The organism is Thioalkalivibrio sp. ALJ1 (assembly GCF_000745395.1).
GTDB lineage: Bacteria > Pseudomonadota > Gammaproteobacteria > Ectothiorhodospirales > Ectothiorhodospiraceae > Thioalkalivibrio.
This window is the reverse complement of record NZ_JQIW01000003.1, coordinates 136,292-153,607: the sequence shown is the minus strand read 5'-3', so window position 1 is coordinate 153,607 and position 17,316 is coordinate 136,292. Positions and strand designations below refer to the sequence as shown.

The 17,316-nt window shown below is 63.6% G+C and carries 20 protein-coding genes; 4 read left to right on the top strand and 16 right to left on the bottom strand.

Going from position 1 to position 17,316, the window contains the following annotated elements; translation table 11 throughout:
• Positions 1–15: 15 nt before the first annotated feature.
• The 6 genes from rplT to F462_RS00595 form a co-directional block, all read right to left on the bottom strand.
• Positions 16–375 (bottom strand): 50S ribosomal protein L20, encoded by a 360-nt coding sequence (gene rplT / locus F462_RS00620; protein ID WP_018140929.1) that lies wholly within the window; start codon positions 373–375, stop codon positions 16–18.
• A 20-nt stretch (positions 376–395) separates the two neighbouring features.
• The gene (rpmI, locus tag F462_RS00615; protein ID WP_017942014.1) at positions 396–593 is read right to left on the bottom strand and encodes a 50S ribosomal protein L35; all 198 of its coding nucleotides are present in this window, start codon (positions 591–593) and stop codon (positions 396–398) included.
• Between the two features lie 102 nt (positions 594–695).
• Positions 696–1,229, bottom strand: coding sequence for a translation initiation factor IF-3 (gene infC / locus F462_RS00610; protein ID WP_196800106.1), 534 nt, complete (start codon positions 1,227–1,229; stop codon positions 696–698).
• A gap of 6 nt (positions 1,230–1,235) precedes the next feature.
• On the bottom strand, positions 1,236–3,152 hold the full coding sequence (gene thrS, locus F462_RS00605) for a threonine--tRNA ligase (protein ID WP_038050808.1): 1,917 nt from the start codon (positions 3,150–3,152) through the stop codon (positions 1,236–1,238).
• Positions 3,153–3,300: 148 nt separating this feature from the next.
• Positions 3,301–4,248 (bottom strand): MBL fold metallo-hydrolase, encoded by a 948-nt coding sequence (locus tag F462_RS00600; RefSeq protein ID WP_051918094.1) that lies wholly within the window; start codon positions 4,246–4,248, stop codon positions 3,301–3,303.
• A 231-nt stretch (positions 4,249–4,479) separates the two neighbouring features.
• On the bottom strand, positions 4,480–5,163 hold the full coding sequence (locus F462_RS00595; protein WP_038050806.1) for a TVP38/TMEM64 family protein: 684 nt from the start codon (positions 5,161–5,163) through the stop codon (positions 4,480–4,482).
• 60 nt (positions 5,164–5,223) lie between these two features.
• On the opposite strand from F462_RS00595, the gene F462_RS00590 reads away from it, so the two are divergent.
• Positions 5,224–6,210, top strand: coding sequence for a serine/threonine protein kinase (locus F462_RS00590; protein ID WP_038050804.1), 987 nt, complete (start codon positions 5,224–5,226; stop codon positions 6,208–6,210).
• A gap of 215 nt (positions 6,211–6,425) precedes the next feature.
• Here F462_RS00590 and F462_RS00585 read toward each other — a convergent pair whose 3' ends face one another.
• From F462_RS00585 to sdhC, 6 genes are all read right to left on the bottom strand, one after another.
• On the bottom strand, positions 6,426–7,382 hold the full coding sequence (locus F462_RS00585) for a NifU family protein (RefSeq protein WP_167549476.1): 957 nt from the start codon (positions 7,380–7,382) through the stop codon (positions 6,426–6,428).
• Positions 7,336–7,590, bottom strand: coding sequence for an FAD assembly factor SdhE (locus F462_RS00580; RefSeq protein WP_026181549.1), 255 nt, complete (start codon positions 7,588–7,590; stop codon positions 7,336–7,338). Before F462_RS00580 ends, F462_RS00585 begins: the two co-directional genes overlap by 47 nt.
• Positions 7,591–7,726: 136 nt before the next feature.
• The gene (locus F462_RS00575; protein WP_018140921.1) at positions 7,727–8,428 is read right to left on the bottom strand and encodes a succinate dehydrogenase iron-sulfur subunit; all 702 of its coding nucleotides are present in this window, start codon (positions 8,426–8,428) and stop codon (positions 7,727–7,729) included.
• An 80-nt stretch (positions 8,429–8,508) separates the two neighbouring features.
• On the bottom strand, positions 8,509–10,284 hold the full coding sequence (gene sdhA, locus F462_RS00570) for a succinate dehydrogenase flavoprotein subunit (protein WP_038050800.1): 1,776 nt from the start codon (positions 10,282–10,284) through the stop codon (positions 8,509–8,511).
• Between the two features lie 10 nt (positions 10,285–10,294).
• On the bottom strand, positions 10,295–10,633 hold the full coding sequence (gene sdhD, locus F462_RS00565) for a succinate dehydrogenase, hydrophobic membrane anchor protein (RefSeq protein WP_038050799.1): 339 nt from the start codon (positions 10,631–10,633) through the stop codon (positions 10,295–10,297).
• A complete protein-coding gene (gene sdhC, locus F462_RS00560; RefSeq protein WP_038050798.1) occupies positions 10,630–11,010 on the bottom strand; it encodes a succinate dehydrogenase, cytochrome b556 subunit in 381 nt (126 codons plus the stop codon). The genes sdhD and sdhC overlap by 4 nt, the downstream gene beginning before the upstream one ends.
• Positions 11,011–11,201: 191 nt before the next feature.
• Here sdhC and F462_RS00555 point away from each other — a divergent pair, with 191 nt between their 5' ends.
• Both F462_RS00555 and F462_RS13695 read left to right on the top strand, forming a co-directional pair.
• Positions 11,202–12,248: a CAF17-like 4Fe-4S cluster assembly/insertion protein YgfZ gene (locus F462_RS00555; protein ID WP_038050797.1), complete on the top strand. Its 1,047-nt coding sequence runs from the start codon at positions 11,202–11,204 to the stop codon at positions 12,246–12,248.
• 3 nt (positions 12,249–12,251) lie between these two features.
• Entirely contained in the window at positions 12,252–12,416 is a 165-nt protein-coding gene (locus tag F462_RS13695) for a hypothetical protein (protein ID WP_018140916.1), read from the top strand.
• A gap of 21 nt (positions 12,417–12,437) precedes the next feature.
• Here F462_RS13695 and F462_RS00550 read toward each other — a convergent pair whose 3' ends face one another.
• The 4 genes from F462_RS00550 to F462_RS00535 are packed head-to-tail and all read right to left on the bottom strand — an operon-like array spanning position 12,438 to position 16,009.
• On the bottom strand, positions 12,438–13,871 hold the full coding sequence (locus F462_RS00550; RefSeq protein ID WP_038050796.1) for an FAD-dependent oxidoreductase: 1,434 nt from the start codon (positions 13,869–13,871) through the stop codon (positions 12,438–12,440).
• Positions 13,868–14,254, bottom strand: coding sequence for a DUF302 domain-containing protein (locus F462_RS00545; protein ID WP_038050795.1), 387 nt, complete (start codon positions 14,252–14,254; stop codon positions 13,868–13,870). The genes F462_RS00550 and F462_RS00545 overlap by 4 nt, the downstream gene beginning before the upstream one ends.
• A 33-nt stretch (positions 14,255–14,287) precedes the next feature.
• Positions 14,288–15,427, bottom strand: a complete 1,140-nt coding sequence (locus F462_RS00540; protein WP_038050793.1) for an acyl-CoA dehydrogenase family protein — start codon at positions 15,425–15,427, stop codon at positions 14,288–14,290.
• A gap of 33 nt (positions 15,428–15,460) precedes the next feature.
• On the bottom strand, positions 15,461–16,009 hold the full coding sequence (locus F462_RS00535) for an OsmC family protein (RefSeq protein WP_038050792.1): 549 nt from the start codon (positions 16,007–16,009) through the stop codon (positions 15,461–15,463).
• Positions 16,010–16,423: 414 nt separating this feature from the next.
• Between F462_RS00535 and F462_RS00530 the strand changes: the two genes are divergently transcribed.
• On the top strand, positions 16,424–17,278 hold the full coding sequence (locus F462_RS00530; RefSeq protein WP_038050790.1) for an ABC transporter ATP-binding protein: 855 nt from the start codon (positions 16,424–16,426) through the stop codon (positions 17,276–17,278).
• The last annotated feature ends 38 nt before the right edge of the window (positions 17,279–17,316 follow it).

Sequence of the window (17,316 nt, the reverse complement as noted above, 5' to 3'; positions counted from 1 at the left end):
TCCTTAAGGCCTTGATCAGGCCGGCAGTGCGGCCTTCGCCTTCTCTGCGATCTTGCCGAACGCAGTCAGGTCGTGCACAGCCAGATCGGCCAGGGTCTTGCGGTCAATATCGATCTCGGCCTTGCTCAGACCGTTCATCAAACGGCTGTAGGACAAATCGAACTGACGGGCCGCCGCATTGATGCGAACGATCCACAGCGACCGGAACTGGCGCTTTTTCTGGCGACGGTCACGGTAGGCATACTGACCGGCCTTGATGACGGCCTGGTTGGCAACACGGAAGACGTTCTTCCGGGCGCCGTAATAGCCCTTGGCTTGCTTCAGGACTTTCTTGTGACGGGCGTGAGCGGTTACACCGCGCTTGACTCGTGGCATGTCTCGATTCCTCGGTCAGTTCAACGGTATGGCAGCAGTTTGCGCACGGCCGGGGCATCCGACTCGTGCACCATCGCTGGGCTGCGCAGGTGACGCTTACGCTTGGTAGGCTTCTTGGTCAGGATGTGGCTGCGGTGCGACTGGAACCGCTTGAACTTCCCCGACCCGGTACGGGTGAAGCGCTTGGCCGCACCCCGATTGGTCTTGATCTTAGGCATTACTCTCTCCGGCATTTTGGGCCGTACCCCAAATGGGTCGGCCGTTTGTGAAAAGGCGGTGCGGGTATGCGGAGACCCGACCGCCCTTGTTGTCTGACGGGCTTACTTCTTCTTGCCCGTCAGCACCATGATCATCTGGCGTCCTTCCATTTTCGGTCGCTGCTCGACGACCGCGATGTCGGACATATCCTGCTCGATCTTGTCCAGCAACTCGCCACCCAGTTCCTGGTGGCGCATCTCGCGCCCGCGGAAGCGGATGGTGACCTTGCCCTTGTCGCCACCCTCAATGAAGCGGCGCAGGTTGCGAATCTTGACGTTGTAGTCGCCCTCGTCCGTACCCGGACGGAACTTCACTTCCTTGATCTGGATCTGCTTCTGCTTCTTCTTGGCTTCCTGCGCCTTCTTCGCCTGTTCGAACTTGAACTTCCCGTAGTCCATGATCCTGGCCACGGGTGGCTCGGCATTCGGCGAGATCTCGACCAAGTCCAGACCACTTTCGGCGGCCATTTCCAGAGCTTCTGCAGTACTGCAGACCCCTCGATTCTCGCCTTCGGCATCAATCAGCCGGATTTGTGGGCTGGTGATCTGATCGTTCAGGCGGACCGTTTTTGCTGCGCTAATAGCCTTTTCTCCAATTCAAGGTCAGTGTTGGCGAGCGGCAACCTCCTCCCGGAGGTGCTCGCCGAAGTCCTCGAGGCTCATGACGCCGAGGTCTTCTCCGCTTCGCGTGCGCACCGCGACCTGCCTGTTTTCCATTTCCTTGTCTCCAAGGACCAGCAAGTACGGCACGCGCTTGAGCGTGTGCTCGCGAATCTTAAAGCCGATCTTCTCGTTTCTCAAGTCGGCCTCGACCCGGAAACCCCTGTCACGCAGCGCTTTGGTCACTTCCTGGGCATACGCATCCTGGCGCTCGGTGATCGTCAGCACCTCGGCTTGCACCGGGGCCAGCCAGGTCGGGAAGTGTCCGGCATAGTGCTCGATCAACACGCCGAAGAAGCGCTCCACCGAGCCCAGCAGCGCGCGGTGGATCATGATCGGGCGCCGGCGCTCGTTATTCTCGGCGACGTACTCCATGCCAAAACGCTCGGGCAGGTTGAAGTCCAGCTGTACCGTGGAGCACTGCCATTCGCGGCCAATGGCGTCATGGATCTTGATGTCGATCTTCGGGCCATAGAAGGCACCACCGCCCTCGTCCACCGAGTACTCCAGCCCCTTCTTCTCGATTGCCGAGCGCAGCGACGCAGTCGCGTGCTCCCAGATCTCGTCGGACCCGACCGCATCTTCCGGCTTGGTCGACAGGTTCACGTCGAACTTCTCGAAACCAAAGGTTTGCAGCACTTCCAGGGTGAGGTCGATGACGGCCATCACCTCGGACTCGATCTGGTCCTCGCGGCAGAAGATATGCGCATCATCCTGAGTGAAGCCGCGCACACGCATCAGCCCGTGAAGCGCACCGGACATCTCGCGGCGGTACACCGTACCCATCTCCGCCCAGCGCAGCGGCAGGTCGCGATAGGAATGCAACCGGTCCTTGTACATCAGCACATGGAACGGGCAGTTCATCGGCTTCAACTGGAAGGCCTGGTGCTCGTCCTCCATCGGCTCGTACATGGACTCGGCGTAGAAGTCCGCGTGGCCGGAGGTCTTCCACAGCTCCAGGTTCGCGATGTGCGGCGAGACGACGAAGTCGTAACCCGCCTTCTCGTGCATGTCGTACCAGTATTTCTCGATCTCGCGACGGATGCGCGCGCCCTTCGGGTGCCAGAACACCAGGCCGCCGCCGGCCTCGTCCTGGATCGAGAACAGGTCCAGCTCCTGGCCGATCTTGCGATGATCGCGACGCTCGGCTTCTTTCAGCCGCTCCAGGTGCTCTTTCAGCTGGTCCTTGTTCGGCCAGGCAGTGCCATAGATCCGCGTCAGCATCTCGTTGTCGGAATCGCCACGCCAGTACGCACCGGCCACCTTCGTCAGCTTGAAGGCCTTCAACTTGCCGGTGGACGGGATATGCGGACCCCGGCAGAGGTCGACAAAATCGCCCTGCTTGTACAGCGAGATGTTCTCGCCCTGCGGGATCGACGCGATGATCTCGGCCTTGTACGCCTCGCCCATGTCGCGGAAGTACTTCACCGCCTCGTCGCGATCCATCAGCGAGCGCTCCACCGCCAGGTCCTGCTTGGCCAGCTCCTTCATGCGCTTCTCGATCTTCTCCAGATCCTCCGGCGTGAAGCCGCGGTCATAGGCGAAGTCGTAGTAGAAGCCGTTCTCGATGGTCGGGCCGATGGTGACCTGCGCCTCGGGAAAGAGCTGTTTGACCGCCTGCGCCATCAGGTGCGCGGTCGAATGCCGGATGATCTCCACCCCCTCCGGGTCGCGGTCGGTCACGATCGCGAGTTCAACGTCGTCGTCGATCTGGTGGCGGGCATCGACCAGCTGGCCATTCACCTTGCCGGCCAGGGTCGCCTTGGCGAGGCCCGGACCGATGTCCTTGGCCACATCCAGCACGGTGACTGCATGATCGAACTCGCGGCGGCTGCCGTCGGGGAGGGTTACTGCGGGCATTGCGAGGCTCCTTCGCCGACCCATACGCGGGGTCGAACGTCGCGTATCAGAAATTGGAAGTTGCCGGAAACGACAACGGCGCGAAGCATACCATGTGCTAGGCGCCGTCGGCAGGTTCCCCGGCCTGCGGCCGGGGTTCGGTCGATACTTACATGTTGTCTTCGATGAACAGGTAGGTGCGGTTCACGTTCGGGCGATGCCAGTCATCGTAGTGACGCAGATGCTTGAAGTCGTCCAGGTCGGCCAACCGGCTAACCGTCTCGTCCAGCGATTCCCAGTCCTCCACGCCGGCGGTCACTTCTCGCACCAACAGCTCGAGATAGTCGCCAGTGTCACGACGGGCCTCGGCCATATCCGTCGCACGCCCATGCCCCGGAACAACAATCTCCGGATCGATGGATTCCAGATGGCGGAACGCCTCCAGCTTCTCGACCGGATTGCTGAACGGGTGGATACCCAGCATGCGCTCGGTGTAAACGATGTCACCAGTGAACACCACATCTTCCCCCGGCAGGTGCACCATGATGTCACCTGGGAAGTGGGCATCACCGGCAAAGATCAACTCGAAGTCCACGCCACCAACCGTCAATGTGTGCTCGTCCGCGTCAATCGGATTGAGTGCGGGGACCGGTTCGGTCCCTTTCATGGCGTCCTCGCCCACGGCATTCGCCAGCGAAGCGATCTGCCCTTCGCCGCGTTCGGCCTGGGTGGCGGCAGTACGCGCCAGAGCGACGATGTCGGCGCCCTGCTCATGAAAATAGCCGTTGCCCAGCCAGCGATGATCCTGGCTCCCGACCGAGATTACATGGGTGATCGGCTGATCGGTTAGCTCGGCGATGGCCTTCGCCATCCGCTTCGCCACTTTGTAGCTGGGGCCGGAATCGAGCAGAACCACACCATCATCGGTCACCACAAAGCCCGTGTTGTTGGTGAAGCCTAGATTCTCCGGTGTGCGATTCTCCAGGGAACCGTAGAAGTAATACACCCGATCCGTCAGCTGGATCGGCTCCAGCACCTGGTCGATCGGACGATCGCGCGGCTCCTCTTCCTCGGCTTGTGCCACCAGGACAAGACCCAGCAGAACCAGCGCGAGCACAATCGCCTGCCCCTGTCGCAACAACAAACTGGTTTTCAAAGCAGACTCCTCGTCATGGTGACGTCCCGGGGGATTGCCGACCGCCCTTCTCGTTGTGGTTATGACTTCCCGCCCGGCCGGCCGTTCCGGGCCGCCGATGCGACGGCTTGCGAAAAAATAATACATCTGTTTTTTCAGATATGTATATCGAGTGGTGTAACGGTAGGCCGTGGAGACTTGTGTCAACGGCGGCTACCGCGGCCTTCGGCGCCTTACAGCCCCCACTAGCCACCGGGCCAGGAGAGGGAATACCCCGGTCGCGACCAGCGACAGGATCAGAATGGGTGAAAGCACATCCTCAAGCCCCTCCAGCCGGCCGAGCTGCGTACCCGCGTTCGCAAACACCGCGGTCGCCGGTAGCATCCCAACCAGCGACACCCAGAAATAAGTCCAGGCCCGTATCGGCAACAGGCCCATCCCCGCGTTGACCAACAAAAAAGGGAACACCGGGATCATACGTAGCGCGAACAGATAAAACGCGCCCTCCCGGAGAAATCCTTCGTTGATCCGCTCCAATCGTTGCGCATAACGCCGCTGGACCGCATCCCGCGCCAGCACCCGAGCGACGGCGAAGGTGATCGTCGCACCCAGGGTCGACGCCAGTGACGACAGCACGGTTCCCCAGAACACCCCGAACAGAGCACCGCCGGCCAGGGTCATCACCACAATCCCGGGTACCGAGAACGCCGCTACGACCATGTACAGCAAGAAAAACAGGACCACCGCGATCGCCGGATGACCCGCCCGCCAGGACTCGATCCAGCCACCTGCGGCTTGTAGCGATGCCAGGTCCAGCCAGTTCCCGGTGCTTGCGACCAACCACGCGATCAGCAACAACACAAGCGCTGCCAACAGCCCCCAGTAATACCGATTCACCCGCGTCCCCTTTCGCCATCCCGCCCGGAACCATGCGCGGCAAACCCGTACACTGCAAGGATGAATGCACATCCCTACGACGCGTTAACACCTGGCCACATCCTTGATGCAGTGGAGACCACCGGCCTGCGCTGCGACGGCCGCCTGCTCGCGCTCAACAGCTACGAGAATCGCGTGTACCAGGTCGGGATCGAGGACGCGACGCCGGTCATCGCCAAGTTCTACCGTCCGCAGCGGTGGACACCCGCGGGGATCCGCGAGGAACACGCATTCAGCCAGGAACTGGCCGCCCGTGAGGTCCCGGTGGTGGCACCGCTCGCCGATGACCAGGGCGAGACGCTGCATCTGCACGCGGACTTCCTGTTCGCCGTTTACCCACGCTGTGGCGGCCGCGCACCGGATCTGGAACAGCGCGACACGCTGGTCCGTATCGGACGTTTCATTGCACGCATCCACGAGGTCGGCCGGGCCACCACCTTCCACGAACGCCCAATACTGGATCCGATCCCGCGCGGCGAAGAGGCGCGCCAGGATGTACTGGCCTCCGGCTTTCTGCCGATGGGGTTGGAATCGGTGTATCGGGATCTCAGCGCCGACCTGCTCGGACGCATCCAGCGCACGCTGGAGAGCATCGGCCCGGTCCCCCAGTTGCGTCTGCACGGCGATACTCATCCCGGCAACATCCTGTGGACCGAGGAAGGCCCGCATTTCGTGGACCTGGACGACGCCTGCACTGGCCCTGCGATGCAGGACTTGTGGATGTTCCTGTCAGGGGACCTCGACGAGATGGCCTGGCAGATGCAGGCCTTGCTGGAGGGTTACGAGACCTTCGTGCCCCTGGATCGTCGTCAACTGGGCCTGATCGCACCGTTACGTACTCTTCGGATCCTGCGCCATGCCGCATGGCTGGCACGGCGCGCAGACGACCCCGCCTTCATCGACGGCTTCCCGGTCTTCTACACCCCGCGCTTCTGGGAAGACCACATCCTCACTCTGCGTGAGCAGGCCGCCGCCCTCGACGAACCCGCCCCGGACCTCGGCTACTGATGCGACGAACGGTTTTTTATCGAGCATCAGACGCCCTGAGGGCTCCGGCGCCAATTGCAGAAGGCCTCCCAAAGGCAATCCTCTAACCCGCGGTCCGGGCGCAGTGCCCCAGCGCAGGGGTTCATGTCCTGGGGCACTTGCAAAGTGGACCTCCGATCAGGCCCGGGACGCAGCCGACAACCCGGTTCTGCTGACCAGAAAGTCCGGAAAGGGGGTCAGAAGGTATTGGCGACGCTGGCCACGCCGGGGGCCCGCGAACGGACCAGACGTTCGACCACGTTCTTGAGATCCAGCGTGGACCGCGGGCAGCCCACACAGGCGCCCTTGAGCCGGACGCGCACGGTGCGACCGTCCAGCTCCACGAACTCGATATCGCCACCGTCCTGCATCAGGATGCGCCGAGCCTCCTCAATGGCCGCGCGCACGGCGTCCTCGTCGATGGGGCCATCCGCCGGGACGTCCGTCACCTCGCGCTGGGCGTGGGTCTGCGCACGGTCCAGACGCAGCGCAAGCTCCGGATCGAGCTCTTCGATCGCATCCAGTTCGTCCTCGCTGTAGACGTGATCGGGCTCGTCGCTAAGCAAATGCGAGACATCCACCATCACCTGCGCGTTATCGGGTCCAGCCATGCTCGGGCCTCCGGGTACTCGGCTTTGCGCCAGTATAGCAACGCCCAGCGCAACCCCCGCGCGAAGCCGCACCCACCAGCCGGGATCCGCCACCTCGCGGCCGGGCGACCAGCGCAGCCGCACTCGCAGCCGGCGCAGGTCGTCCGCAGCCATGCGCGCGGCATGCAGCCATAGGCGCCACACGCGCCCGCTACTGCGCTCACGCACGATCAGGACCACGACGCGCCACAGCACCCGCGTGTCGGGCAACACCTCAACCCAGTCCACCTGCTCTTGGCGTAGGCCCTCAGCCGTCGCCAGCCAGGTCTCACCAGCCGGCGTTTGGCCCAGCCAGTCCCAGGCCGGCGGGCGCGAACGCCATTGCCACCACCATCCGGCTATGGCCAGGGCGAATACCGGGGCCAGCGTCCACAGCGGGCTGTAGACCAGCACGTAGGCCACAACCGCCAACAGCAGCAGGATCTGGCCCGCAAGCGCGAGCCGGGGGAGAAGCGGATCAGGTCGGAGCCGCAGCCTGAGCGGCGGCGCGGATCGCCGGGACAAGCCGGGCTATCCCGTCGTCCACCGTGGTCTGGCGACCCATGACCACATCAAGTAACACGTTGTCGGGGTAGTCGAGCAGGCGCTCGAAGGCATCGCGACCCTCCTGGTCCAATTGCGCATATCCCTGCGCGAGAAACTGCCCGAGCAGCCAGTCGTTCTCCAGCATGCCGCGGCGGCAACGCCAGCGCGTCCGACTATCGGGTTCCATCACCAACACGCCCGCCCAGCCCCCCTGTAGGAGCCTGCTCGCAGGCGAAGCCCCTGCCCGCGTCCGGCTTTGGCGGGGGCATTCGCCTGCAAGCAGGCTCCCACGGGGGCCCGCTTGAGACGGTGCATGGCGCCGGTCACAGCGACTTCTTCAGCATGGTGCGGCGGATGTCGCTAATGGCTCGGCTCGGATTCAGGCCCTTGGGGCAGACCTGGGTGCAGTTCATGATGGTGTGGCAGCGGTAGAGCTTCCAGGCATCATCCAGCTGCTCCAGGCGGTGTTCGGTGGCCTCGTCGCGGCTGTCCTGAATGAACCGTGCCGCCTGCAGCAGCGCCGCCGGCCCCAGAAACTTGTCCGGATTCCACCAGTAGGAAGGACAGGCGGCGGAACAGCAGCCGCACAGGATGCACTCGTACAACCCGTCAATCTGTTCACGGTCTTCGGGGCTCTGCTTGCGCTCGACCTCCGGCTCCGGGCTGTCGTTGACCAGCCAGGGTTCGGCCTTGCGGTATTGATCCCAGAAGTTGCCCATGTCCACGATCAGGTCGCGGATCACCGGCATGCCGGGGAACGGCCGCAGGGTTATGGGTGCATCCAGATCCGCCAGCGGCGTAATACAGGCCAGGCCGTTCATGCCGTTGATGTTCATGCCATCCGAGCCACAGACGCCATGCTGGCAGGAGCGGCGAAAACCGAGCGAATCGTCCTGCTCTTTCAGCAGCAGCAGGGCATCCAGCAGCATCATCCCCGGCTCTACCTGAGCGTCGGACAGGCTGAAGCGCTGCATCTTCGGCAGCGTGTCCGTCTCCGGGTTGAAGCGGTAGATCGAGAATTCCATCGGTCTCTTCCTTCAGCGCTTGCCGCTGCGATTCGCCGCACGAACCGCATCCCGCGTTGCATTGCATTGCCAACGGGCCATCAGTACACCCGCTCCTTCGGCGGGAACGAGGCCACGGTGTTGGGCTTCGTGCGCACTGGCTTGTAGTCGAGGCTGTCGCCGGTCAACGAGTACAGGCTGTGCTTCAGCCAGTGCTGGTCATCACGTTCCGGGAAGTCGATGCGTGAATGCGCCCCTCGGCTCTCCTCGCGGCCCAGGGCCGAACGGATGGTCGCGATGGCACAGTCCATCAAATTCTCCAGCTCCATCGCCTCGACGCGTGCGGTATTGAAGGTACTGGAATGGTCCGCGATCACTGCATGATTCAGGCGCTCGCGCAGGGCCTGGACCTTCTCCACACCCTCGCGCATCACCTCGTCGGTACGGAATACCGAACAGTGATCCTCCATCACCTTGCGCAGTTCGCGCTTGAGCGGCTCGACCTGCTCCGCGGAGCCATCGCCCGGGTCCTTGCGGTCCCAGCGGGTGAGCCGCGCCATCGCCTGCTCTACCGCGGTGTCGTCCAACGCGCGATGATAGCGGTTCTCGGCCAGGTATTCGAGGATATGGTTGGCCGCCGCGCGGCCGAAGACCAGGATATCCAGCAGCGAGTTGCCGCCCAGGCGGTTCGCGCCGTGCACCGACACACACGCGGCCTCGCCCGCCGCGTACAAACCGGGTACCGGGTCCTCGGGCGTATCTTTTACCGGGGCGACCACCTGCCCAAAACGATTGGTCGGGATCCCGCCCATGCTGTAGTGGCAGGTCGGAAAAACCGGAATCGGCGCCTCGATCGGGTCCACGCCGAGGAAGGTCATGCTCGTCTCGCGGATGCCCGGAAGCTTGTGCATAATGGTGTCGGCCCCAAGGTGGCGCAGATCCAGCAGCACGTGATCGGCCTTGCGCCCGCAACCGCGCCCTTCGCGCACCTCGGTGGCGATAGAACGACTGACCACGTCCCGCGACGCCAGGTCTTTCGCCCGTGGGGCGTACCGCTCCATGAAACGCTCGCCCTCGGAGTTGATCAGGAACCCGCCCTCCCCGCGCGCGCCCTCGGTGATCAGCATCCCGCGCCCGGCAATGCCGGTCGGATGGAACTGTACAAACTCCATGTCCTCGAGCGGCACGCCCGCGCGCAGCGCCATCGCCATGCCGTCACCGGTGTTGATCAGGGCGTTGGTAGTGGTGCGGAACAACTGCCCGGCCCCACCGGTGGCGATCAGCGTGGTCTTGGCCTCGATCACGATCGGCTCGCCCGTCAGGATCTCGAAGGCCAGTACGCCGAGTACGTAGCCCTGCTCATCACGAAGCAGATCGACCGCAAAATACTCGTCGAAGAAGTGCGTGCGCGCGCGCAGGTTCTGCTGATAAAGGGAGTGCAGAATCGCGTGTCCGGTACGATCCGCCGCGGCACAGGTCCGCGCCGCCTGATCCTGGCCGAAGTTCTGGCTCTGCCCGCCAAAAGCGCGCTGATAGATATTGCCGTTGTCCAGTCGCGAGAACGGCACGCCGAAGTGGTCCAGCTCGTACACCACCTTGGGGGCGGCACGGCACATGTACTCGATCGCGTCCTGGTCGCCCAGGTAGTCCGAACCCTTGACCGTGTCGAACATGTGCCAGTGCCACGAATCCGGCAGCACATTGGCGAGCGCGGCATTGACCCCGCCCTGCGCTGCCACCGTGTGCGAACGGGTCGGGAATACCTTGGACACGACGGCCACCTTGGCGTCGCCATTCGCCAGCTGCAGTGCCGCGCGCAGCCCTGCACCGCCGGCCCCGATAATCAGGGCGTCAAACTTGCGTCGTGTCACGTTCATGCCAAAACCTTCATGCAAGCCCCGCGCGGATCAGAATAAATAAGGCCCAGAATCCCATCAGCAGCAGCCCCCCGGCCGCGAACACCAGCACGGTGAGCCGCGTCGCGGGTGGGTACACGTAGTCCATCACCACATCGCGCAGACCAATCCAGGAGTGCAGCAGAAGCAACAGCACAAACAGGGCCGTCAGCAGCCCGATTACCGGGTGCCCGACAACGCCCAGCCAGGCGGCGTGATCGGCCGGGGCCGCCAGGACAAAGAAGCCCAGCGCCAGGATCACGTAGGCCCCGACATACACCGCGGTGATGCGCTGCAAAAGCCAGGCGCGCTGTCCGCTCAGGAGCCTCACAGGACCAGCCCCAGCCACACCAGCACCGTGGCGAGAATGCCTGCGTACAGGGCATCGCGTGCGGTGCGGAGCGACCCCTCGCGGTCCTCGCCAATCCCGAATTCCATCAACAGGTAGCGGATCCCGGCAAACAAATGATGCAACAGCCACCACAGTCCGATGGCCAGTAGCACCAGCCCCGCCGGGTGATGGATGATCGAAACGACCTGTGCGAACCCCTCCGGGCTGGCCAGAGAACGATCCAGCAGCCAAAGCACCACGGGGATCGCCAGAATCAGGAAGACACCGGTAATCCGGTGCAGAATGGAAACCACGGCATTCAACGGCAGCCGTATCTTGCGCAAATCCAGAAAAACGGGACGTGCCTGCCGAGCCATGCCACCCCCAAGAACGGGAAGAAAGAGAAACAGGGCTGACACCCTGCAAACGGTTCGTCTACTATCGAGCCGCTTGGTTCAGCTTACCACCTCAATCCAGGGCAGCGCTGCCTTGTCCGCACGCCCCGATACCCGATCATCGACCGGGTCCGGCGGCGCACGGCGGCGAGTGTTGCCACGGGAGATCTCCGATGCGCGAAGACTGGAAAAATCACTTGATCAATGCCGGGGCCGAGTTCGAGGAGGACGACCTCCTGCACTACGGCAATCCGGAGCGCGAACGGCGCATGGCCGTCAACGGCGAGGTGATCTGTGATCTCTCCCATCGCGGCCTGCTGGAGGTGCGCGGTGACGACGCCACCGACTTCCTGCAGGGCCAGTTCGGCAATGACATCCGCGCGGTCGACCACCAGCACGGTCAGCTCTCCAGCTACGCGAGCCCCAAGGGCCGGGCCTACGCGGTATTTCGGGTGCTGCGCACAGCCGACGGCTATCTGCTGGAGATGCCGGCCGATCGTGTCGATCCGGTCGCCAAGCGCCTGCAGATGTTCGTGCTGCGCGCCAACGTGATCATCGAACACGCGGGCGACTCGCGCATCCATTTCGGGTTCTCTGGCCCGGACGCCGAAAAGGAACTGCAAAATGCCCTGGGCATCTGCCCGGAAAGCCCCGAGGATGTCGCCGAGAAGTATGGCGTTACCGTCGTCCGAGTCCCGGGCCTGCACCCGCGCTTCGAACTGTTCGGCGAACTCGACGCCATGCGCAAGGCCTGGGATAGCCTGAACGTCCACGCCGCTCCGGTCGGCCCGCGCGACTGGTCGCTGCTGGACATCCTCGCCGGCGTCCCGACGGTTGTCGAAGAGACCACCGAGATGTTCGTGCCGCAAATGCTGAACCTGCACGCCCTGGGCGCGATCAGCTTCGACAAGGGCTGTTATCCCGGCCAGGAAGTCGTGGCCCGCATGCACTACCTGGGCAAGCTCAAAAAACGCATGTTCCGCCTGGCGATCCACACCCAGACCCCACCCCAGCCGGGTTCCCCCGTATTCCAGGCCGACGGGAATCCGGACCAGTCGGACGGCCAGATTGTCGCGGCGGAGTTACATCCGGACGGCCTGTATTCCGCACTCGCGGTCGTCCAGATCGCCGCTGCCGAGTCTGATCTGCACTGGGGTACTCCGGATGGCCCGAAGGCCCAGGTTGTTGAGCTTCCCTATGCTGTGCCGGAAGGAGCCTGACCGATGCGCTTCCTGTTCTTCTTTTTCGTGCTGATCCTGCTCGCACTGTGGGCGGCCTTCTTCAGCCGCCCCGACAATCCAACGCTGTCCAACTGGCTGTATGCCCTGGCGGGCGTACTGGCCGTGCTGTTCCTGATCGGCTATCTGCGGCTCGACGGGGTCATCTAACCCCGCCTGCCGGGTGCATCGTCAGGACGCGAGTCGGGGCCGGTTATCCGCGGCCGGATCGCCCAGGCGCGTCTCCAGCTCGCGCACCCGTCGGGCCTGGTCTCCGGACAGGGCAAAGCCAACGAGGCGCCCTTCGGCGTGATATTCGAGATGACGCCCTGAGGCACCGCCTGCGATCTCGACCCAGTCACCACCCGCCGCCGACGGCGGACAGACATTGAGCGGCAGGCTTGCGGTCTTCACCTGGACAATCCCGGCATCCGGACGAAACACCGTGGGCTCGCCTGACAACGTGCGCGCCAGCGCAGCGGCCTGACCCCGCAGGGTTTCCACATAGGGTCGCAGCTTCCCTTCGAACTCACAGCCATCCCCCAGGGTGTAGATCGACGGATCGGTGGTGCGCAGCAGTGCATCCACCTCGATACCCTGGTGACAGGCCAAGCCGGTGCGCTCGGCCAGGTCCCGATTCGGCACCAGTCCCAGCGCGGTAATCACCACTTCGGCCTCCATCGCTTCGCCAGTGGCCAGCTGCAGACGCTGGGTACCCTCGGCCACGCGGTCGACGCGCTCCACCGTGGCCCCCATATGCCATTCCACACCCCGCTCCGCGAGCGCATTTTGCAGGTCTTCCGCGAGTGCCCCGGGTAACAAACCGGACAGTGGATGTGAAGCGCATTCGATCAACGATACCGGGTACCCACCGGCGGCGAGATCATCCGCCAGCTCGCAGCCGACCAGTCCCGCACCGACAATCGCCACACGGGTGTGGCTGGGGGCCCCATCCCGATCCTCCAGCGCCGACCTCAAAAGCCGGTAATCATCCAGCGTGTTCACGCTCAAAGGCGGCGCGGCATCGCCAGGAAACTCGATGCGCCGCGGGCGCGCCCCGGTCGCCAGGACCAGCTCGCCGTAGGGGATGCCCCCACGTGCCGTAATCACCCGTTTCTGAGCACGATGAATATCCAGCACGCGAACAAACGGCATGAGTTCGACGCCCAACCGCGCCGCTCGAGACACACCGCGCTCCTCGACCAGATCCTCCACGGCCACCCCGCGCTCGACCGCGTTGGACAGCCGTGGCTTGCTGTAATAATCCCCCGAATCGGCGGTGAGCAGCCGGATCGTCCGGCGCGGATCGCGCTCACGCAGCGCCTCGGCCAGGGCCCATCCCGCCATGCCGCCGCCAATGATCACGACCGCATTCGGATCATCCGCACCACCGGTGGCGCTCCAGGCCATGGCCGCCGCGCCCGCATCCGCCAGTTCGCCACGCGGTTCCAGCGCGGTGAAGTCGGCCTTGGTCACATTGCAGTCCGGGCAGTACCAGTCGTCGGGGATATCCTCGAAACGGGTCCCGGGGGCGAGGCCGGAGTCCGGATCACCCTTCGCCTCGTCGTAGATGTAGCCGCAGACCTTGCAGATGTACCGCTTGAAATCGTCTTGTTCGTCGCTCATGACGTCACCTCTTCCAGGGCATCCAGAACGGCCGCCAGCTTGGGATCCAGCTCGGCACCGAGGGCATCCAGCTGCGGACTACCCCAAGGCGCCAACACTGCACTCGCGAGGCGAGTACGAATGTGAATCAGCCCACCCTCCTCGGACACATGGATGCGCAGAGGGATGTCGATGCCCGCTGACTTGCAGGCCTCCCAGACCCGCACGGCGTAGGCAGGATGAAAGACCTCCAGGATCTGATCCGTCGGGACCTCGACACCAATCTTGGCGGCATTGGCCTGGCCATTGATGTGCGCGACCAGCTTCAGGCCCTGGTCTTCAATTGCGGCCTTAAGCTTCTCGACCACGGTTTCCGCATCGAGTCGGGTGGTGATTTCAAGCATCGGTCTATCCTTCGCGGTTCGGGTTGGGGGCACTCAGTGCGCGTGGATACGCGCCAGCTCCTTACGTAGGTGCTTGATCGCCGGGGTCACGATGGCGACAAAGTACGACTCGCGCAGCTTGCGCTGGGCCGCCGCGTTCGCCAGGTACCCGCGAGCACCGCAGTGCAATAGGGCCGACTGCGAGGCCCGCAGGGAAAGTTCGGATCCGGTGAGCCGCATTTGCAGTACGTCCGCAAAGAAGCTTTCGGAGTCGTCGAACGGGGTCTCGGACAGGGCGTAACAGGCCGCGCGGCCATCCTCCAGCGCCTCTTCCAGCTCTCCGACCTGGTCGTCCAGATAGCCGTTGACATGCGCCAGGGTCTCGTTCGACTCGCGCATGGTGCGAATGCAGCCGTCGATCAACCCCAGCCCCATCCCCATTTGCAGCAGCACGAAGCCAGGGCGGATGCGGCGGATGTATTCCGGAAGCGAATCCGCAAGAACATGCTCATCCGGCACATAGACTCGATCAAAGTGGCAGCCGAAGGTGCGCGAACCTTCCAGCGCGGTGAACTCCGGGCAGGCGGTCAGACTGAAACCGGGGTCGGAGCAGTTGATCAGGGCCATCACGGGGCGCGGGTTGGCGTCGGCCGTGCGGAAGATCGCGCCAAAGTAGTGGTCCTCGCCCAGGTTGGAGACCCACGGCAGCGAGCCGGAGACGACGTAACCCCCGTCCACGCGCTCGGCGCTCAGCTTGAGGTCCTCGATGTTGGCGAACCATTTCATCGGGTTGGACAACGCGGTCGCACCCAGCGCCTCGGCATTGGCCAGCTTCGGCAATGCCTCGCGCTTCAGGGTGTCCGAAGCACTGTTCTCCACGTACCAGGCGCAGGCGTTCTGGCACCAGGCCACGAAGCCCGTCGTCATGCACTCCGCCGAGATCACCTCCGTTCCGCGGATCGCGCTGGCGATGTCGGTCGTCCCTGTCGCGTTCTGACTGGCCAGGTGGCGATTAAAGGCCCCGAGGCGTCCGGCCTCGCGGAGAAATTCTTCGGGGTACAGGCCCTCGCGGTCGATACGGGCGGTCAGCGGAGCCAGTTCTCGCTCCACCAGCGCCTGCAGAGCCGCGTCGGCATCCGCCGGCCTTGCGGCCGGCGACACCCCCGTCACATCTTGAGTGCGGGTTTCAAGCATTGGGGTTCTCTCCCGTTGGGTTCAGAGCGCGGTTTAGCCGAGCTCGACGCTGACGTTCACCGGGTTACGCATGGTGTTGGCGACCGGGGACCAGAAGTCCGCATGAGCGACCAGGTCCTTCAACTGTTCTTCGCTGGCATCGCCTTCCAGATGGGCCTTCACGCGGATGTCAGTGAAACCCAGACGCTTCGTCTGATCGGTGTCACCCACGCCCCAGACGGCAGTCACGTTGATATCCCCTTCCAGCGTCAGCTCCAGCTTGGTCAGGGTGATGCCGCGATCGATCGCGTTCGCATGCATGCCGACCGACAGGCAGGCACCCAGGCTGGCCAGTACCGCCTCGGAGGGGTTCGGGGCGGTATCGTCACCCAGCAGGTGCGGCGGCTCGTCGATCACGTGGGCATCCAAATCGCGCACGTAGGTCAGGTTGCGGAACTTGCCCTCACAGACCGTGGTGGCCTTCAAGGTCACGATGCTCTCGGGGTTGGCCTTGCCCTTCGTGGCCAGATTGTTCAGGCCGTCATGATCAATCGGTTCCAGGGCGTTCATGGACAGTGAAGTGGTGGCTTCGGCTACGGACATGGTGTGGCTCCTCACGTTTGGGATTCGATAAAGCCCGGCATTCGACCGGGTCGCCCAATCCAGTGCAGAAGCCGTGCCAAAACCGTGCAGACCGCAGCATGAAGCCGTTTCGCAGCAAGTCGCTTCCAAAGCCGTCCGTCCAAACTGGACAATTCGTCCCATTTGTCCAACCGCGTCGGGCACTTTGTCCGATTTGTCCGCCCGGGACGAGCTCGCGACCGACCACGCGGTGGTTCGGCTTCATGACCGCAACCACCCCTATTCGGCTTCAAGACACGATTTCCATCCCTTTCTTCAAACAATCTCCGGGCCCCGGCGCGGGTTTGGCACGCCCCTTGTAAGGAACCTCTGTGAACACGCCGTCGGCTCACGAGATCCGCCGGCTCATGAACGCAAGGTCAAGAGGGAATCGCCATGGGCGCCGCCATCTCCATCGACTACATCACCCATCACTATCCCGGGCAGGAACAGCCGACCCTGAAGGACATCCAGGTGCAGGTTACACCGGGCGAAACCATCGCCCTGATCGGCCAGAGTGGCTGCGGGAAATCCACCCTTCTGCACATGCTTGCGGGGCTGCTCATCCCCAGCGACGGCTGCGTGCGCATCAACGGTCATCAGGTCATCAAGCCCAGTCCGCGCTGGAACATGATGTTCCAGAAGCCTTCGCTCTATCCCTGGATGACCGTCCGCAAGAACGCTTCGCTAGGCCTGATCTTTCAGGGTCGCAAGCGCGAAATGCAGTCCCGCATCGACAGCCTGCTTGAGACTGTCGGGCTGACCGAGAAGGCCGAGGTCAACGTGCAGTCCCTGTCCGGTGGTCAGCAGCAACGGGTCGCCCTGGCCCGAAGCCTCGCCACCGACCCCGAACTCTTGTTGCTGGACGAGCCGTTTTCGGCCCTGGACGCCTTTACCCGCGTCGCCTTGCAAGACGAGGTCGTACGCCTCGCCCACGAACGCGGGATCTCCGTGGTGTTCGTCACCCACGACATCGAGGAGGCCGTTGCCATGGCCGACCGCGTCCTCGTCATGGGCTCCAACCCCGGAACCATCACAGCCGAACTGAAGGTGGATATCGCCCACCCACGCAACCGGAACAGCCAGGCCTTCGTCGACCTCAAGTCCGAATTGATGGGGTACTTCGGCGCGACTCGCACCGCGGCCACCGCCGAAAGCAGCACCGGAGAAACCGAAACCACGCCGGACGACGACGCTGGCGAGGACAAGAGCAAGACCGAGCATTCCAGCGCCCGCGTGCGCGCCGCCTGATCCAACGCCATCACCGACCCTGACCGAGGAATTGCCAT